Below are 3,842 nucleotides of genomic sequence, written 5' to 3'. Positions count from 1 at the left end.
TCGTCGTTCAGGGCGCTCAGGGCTTCAGCACCGTCTGGTCGCCCATGTAGGGCTGCAATGCATCGGGCACCAGCACCGATCCATCCGCCTGCTGATAGTTTTCCAGCACGGCGACCAGCGCGCGGCCGACCGCCAGGCCAGAGCCATTCAGCGTGTGCACGAACTCGGTCTTGCCCTGGGCGTTCTTGAAGCGGGCCTGCATGCGGCGGGCCTGGAAATCGCCCATGTTCGAGCAGGAGCTGATCTCGCGGTAGGTGTTCTGCGCCGGCACCCACACTTCCAGGTCATAGGTCTTGGTCGCGCCAAAGCCCATGTCGCCGGTGCACAGCAGCATCACGCGGTACGGCAAGCCCAGCTTCTGCAGGATGGCCTCGGCGTGGCGTGTCATCGCCTCCAGCGCGTCCTGGCTCTGGTCGGGCGCGGTGACCTGCACCATCTCGACCTTGTCGAACTGGTGCTGGCGGATCAGGCCGCGGGTGTCGCGGCCCGCCGAGCCGGCTTCGGAGCGGAAGCACGGGCTGTGCGCGGTGAGCTTCACCGGCAGCTGGTCGGCGGCGAGGATCTGCTCGCGCACGGTGTTGGTCAGCGAGATTTCCGAGGTCGAGATCAGGTACTGCTCGGCCTGGCTTTCGTCGCCACCGCGGCTGACCCAGAACATGTCTTCCTTGAACTTCGGCAGTTGCCCGGTGCCCTCCAGGATCTCGCGGTTGACGATGTACGGCGTGTAGCACTCGGTGTAGCCATGGTGCAGCGTGTGCTGGTCCAGCATGAACTGGGCAAGCGCGCGGTGCAGCCGGGCGATGGGGCCTTTCATGAAGGTGAAGCGCGAGCCGCTGAGCTTGGCGCCAGTCTCGAAATCCAGGCCCAGCGGGGCGCCCAGGTCCACGTGGTCGCGCACCGGGAAGTCGAAGCTGCGAGGGCCTTCGCCGTTCGGGCTCCAGGCGCGCACTTCGACGTTGCCGCCTTCGTCCACGCCGACAGGCACCGATTCGTGCGGCAGGTTGGGCACGCCCATCAGCATCAGCGCCAGCTCGCCTTGCAGCGCTTCCAGGCGCTCGGCGCCAGCCTTCTGCTCGTCGCCAATGGCGTTGACTTCGTTCATCAGCTCGGTGACCTGGGCGCCGGTGTCTTCGCCCTTGGCGGCCTTGCCCTTCAACATGCCGATCTGCTTGGACAGGCTGTTGCGCCGGGCCTGCATTTCCTCGGTGCGCATCTGCAGCTGCTTGCGCTCGGCTTCGAGGGAGACAAAGCGGGTTTCGTCGAGGAAGGGCTGCGGGTCCTTGCGGGTGGCGAGGCGGGCCAGGACGGCGGGCAGGTCGCGCCGCAGCAGGCTGATGTCTAGCATGGGATGCTTTCTACGAATGCGGTGGGGCCCGTGGGCCCGGAACAAGAAGGATCGCGCGCGGCCAGCGGCCACGCGGCAGGAAATGGCAGCTGCGAAGGCCGGCGCCAGCTCAAGATCGCGAAGCCGCGAACTCGGCCATGGACTTGTCGCCCAGGCCCTTGGGCAGCGGGAATTCGATGGTTTCCTGCACACCAGCCAGGCGGCGCACCGAGACCGAACCCAGCGCCTTCAGGCGCGCAATGACCTGCTGCACCAGCACGTCGGGCGCCGAAGCGCCGGCCGTCAGCCCCACGCGCGGGCGGTCAACCAGCCAGCTGGCTTGCAGATCGTCGGCCGAATCGACCATGTGGGCCGGCGTGCCCAGGCGCTCGGCCAGCTCGCGCAGGCGGTTGCTGTTGGAGCTGGTAGGGCTGCCGACGACGATCACCACGTCCACCTTGGGCGCCAGCACCTTGACAGCGTCCTGGCGGTTCTGCGTGGCGTAGCAGATGTCCTGCTGCTTGGGCTCGCGCACGTTCGGGAACCGCGCCTTCACGGCGGCCAGGATCTCGGCCGCGTCGTCCACGCTGAGCGTGGTCTGCGTGACGACTGCGAGCTGGTCCGGCTTGGTGACCGGTGCGGTGGCCACATCGGCCACGTCCTCCACCAGGAAGATGCCCTCCAGCAGCTGGCCCATGGTGCCTTCGACTTCCGGGTGGCCCTTGTGGCCGATCATGATGAACTGGAAGCCCTCGCGCGCCAGCTTGGCCACTTCGACGTGGACCTTGGTGACCAGCGGGCAGGTCGCGTCGTAGATCTGGAAGCCGCGCGCAGCGGCCTCCTGCTGCACGGCCTTGGACACGCCGTGGGCCGAGAAGATCAGCGTGGCGCCGGGCGGCACGTCGGACAGCTCCTCGATGAAGATCGCGCCCTTCTGCTTCAGGTCGTTGACCACGTAGGTGTTGTGCACGATCTCGTGGCGCACATAGATCGGCGCGCCGAATTTGAGCAGCGCGCGCTCGACGATCTCGATCGCCCTGTCCACGCCGGCGCAGAAGCCGCGCGGCTCGGCCAGCAGGATGTCACCGGGCTGGGCCTCGGTCACCGGCGTCATGGGAGCGGTCACAGCGGAATTCATAGCACGCCAATCACCTGCACCTCGAAGGTCACGGCAGCGCCGGCCAGCGGGTGGTTGAAGTCGAACAGCAGCCAGTCGCCACCCAGCTCGCGGATCACGCCGGCAAAGCGGCCGGTGCCGTCCGGCGTGGGGAACTCGACCACATCGCCCAGATGGTACTCGGCCTGCGGGTCGCCATGCTCGGCCAGCAGGCCACGCTTGACGCGCTGCAGCATCTCCGGGTTGCGCGGGCCGAAGGCCTCGCCCGGTTCGAGCACGAAGCTCGTGCGCACGCCCTCTTCCAGGCCCAGCAGACGCGCCTCGATGGCAGGCGCCAGTTGCCCTGCGCCAAGCGTCAGTGTGGCCGGCTTGTCGTTGAAGGTGGTGACGACGTCGGCGCCGTCCGGGCCCGCGAGCCGGTAGTGCAAAGTCAGGAAGGATCCCGGCTGGATGGTGTTCACAAGGCGCTGCCTGTACTGGTAATCTGGAAACGATTTTAAGGGCGACCCCGACACAGAACGATGCGGCGCCCCGAACACCACACGACAAGCATCACCCAGGGAGGGTGTCCATGGACATGAAAGACATGCCGGCTGCACTTCGGCCGCGCGAAAAGCTGCTGGCGCAGGGCCCGGCAGCGCTGGCCGATGCCGAGTTGCTGGCGCTGCTGCTGCGCACCGGCATCCAGGGCAAGGGCGTGCTGGTGATGGCCGGCGAACTGCTCGCCAGCTTCGATGGCTTCGGCGGCCTGCTGCAGGCCAGCGCGGACGACTTCCGCCGCGTCAAGGGCCTGGGGCCGGCCAAGCGTGCCGAGCTGGCCGCGGTGATGGAAATGGCCCGCCGCGCGCTGCTGCAGCCCATGCAGCGCGGCCCGGTGTTCGACAGCCCCGGCCGTGTGAAGGACTTCGTGTCCCTGCAACTCGCGCGCCGCGAACAGGAGGTGTTCGGGGTGCTGTTCCTGGACAGCCAGCACCGGCTGATCGAATGGCGCGAGCTGTTCCAGGGCACGCTGTCGCAGACCAGCGTCTACCCGCGCGAAATCGTCAAGCTGGCGCTCGCGTTGAATGCCGGCGCGCTGATCCTGGCGCACAACCACCCGTCCGGCCTGGCGGAGCCGTCCAAGGCAGACGAATACCTCACGCAATCGCTGAAGGCCGCGCTGCAGATGGTGGACGTGCGGGTGCTGGACCACCTGGTGGTGGGTGCCGGCCAGGTGGTGAGCTTCGCGGAACGTGGGTTGATCTGACCCGCTGCCGCTGACCCGCCCGGGCAGTCGGGTAGCGAGGCTGTTGTAGGCTTGGCAGCAGTGAGCAGCCGCCAAGCGCAAGCAAGCGGCTGCCAAACGGATTGGCCAGCGAGGATGTGCCGTGAAAGTCAATGGCCTGAAGGAGTTGGGGCGGC

At 67.5% G+C, this 3,842-nt stretch carries 4 protein-coding genes; 1 reads left to right on the top strand and 3 read right to left on the bottom strand.

From position 1 onward, the window contains the following. Positions 1-16 precede the first annotated feature (16 nt). The 3 genes from serS to FKP22_RS23655 form a co-directional block, all read right to left on the bottom strand. A complete protein-coding gene (gene serS / locus FKP22_RS23665) occupies positions 17-1,345 on the bottom strand; it encodes a serine--tRNA ligase (RefSeq protein ID WP_141290126.1) in 1,329 nt (442 codons plus the stop codon). A 109-nt stretch (positions 1,346-1,454) separates the two neighbouring features. Beyond that, positions 1,455-2,438: a 4-hydroxy-3-methylbut-2-enyl diphosphate reductase gene (gene ispH, locus FKP22_RS23660; RefSeq protein WP_141290127.1), complete on the bottom strand. Its 984-nt coding sequence runs from the start codon at positions 2,436-2,438 to the stop codon at positions 1,455-1,457. A 20-nt stretch (positions 2,439-2,458) separates the two neighbouring features. Continuing rightward, positions 2,459-2,902 carry an FKBP-type peptidyl-prolyl cis-trans isomerase gene (locus FKP22_RS23655; RefSeq protein ID WP_141290125.1) on the bottom strand — a complete coding sequence of 148 codons (444 nt, stop codon included), beginning with the start codon at positions 2,900-2,902 and terminating at the stop codon, positions 2,459-2,461. A gap of 110 nt (positions 2,903-3,012) precedes the next feature. Between FKP22_RS23655 and radC the strand changes: the two genes are divergently transcribed. After that, entirely contained in the window at positions 3,013-3,687 is a 675-nt protein-coding gene (gene radC, locus FKP22_RS23650) for a RadC family protein (RefSeq protein ID WP_141290124.1), read from the top strand. The last annotated feature ends 155 nt before the right edge of the window (positions 3,688-3,842 follow it).

It is taken from the genome of Ideonella azotifigens (assembly GCF_006519715.1).
GTDB lineage: Bacteria > Pseudomonadota > Gammaproteobacteria > Burkholderiales > Burkholderiaceae_C > Ideonella > Ideonella azotifigens.
This window is presented reverse-complemented; position numbering and strand designations above follow the sequence as displayed.